The 552-nt window shown below is 31.7% G+C and carries 1 protein-coding gene; it reads right to left on the reverse strand.

All coding sequences use genetic code 11. The features are described from left to right. A partial coding sequence (locus tag PsAD37_RS27735; RefSeq protein ID WP_153039791.1) for a linear amide C-N hydrolase occupies positions 1-552 on the reverse strand: 552 nt, incomplete at both ends.

The following is a 552-nucleotide window of genomic DNA, read 5'->3' on the forward strand; positions in this document are numbered from 1 at the left end:
AATTTGACTGTCTTCATATGTTCGATAATAATAGATTCCTTTGTCAACATTGCAACAAGAAGAATAAATTGTATATTCATATTTTCCATCACCAACATCACACAAACCTTTTTGTTGTTCTACTGAACCTAAGATATGGAAAAATTGACTAATACTTTCTGACTCTGAATCTCCAGATACAGAATTCAGCTTCGTAAAAGTCGCTTTAACAAAACGAGATACTGAGGATAAATCTCCAGGCAAGCCTATCCCTCCCATACCGCGGCTATAGGCATTCAAACTTATTTGATTTGAAAAATTATTTTTAGGAGTTTCACTCGATAAGACACGATAATTGTTTAAATTAAATAATTGATAGTCAAATGAAGGATTATTGGTAAGAACGCCCACAGGGTTATCATATATATGAAGTCCATCTTTCATACTTTCAATGACAATTGATTTTTCTTTATCAGCTAATAGCCAATGTAAAGGGGATAAAGGAAGTTCGTCACTATAAGTTATATTTGCTAAATTGATATTTTTTAACAATTTTTTAGCTTCTCCTACTGT

Source organism: Pseudovibrio sp. Ad37 (assembly GCF_001623075.1).
Lineage (GTDB): Bacteria > Pseudomonadota > Alphaproteobacteria > Rhizobiales > Stappiaceae > Pseudovibrio.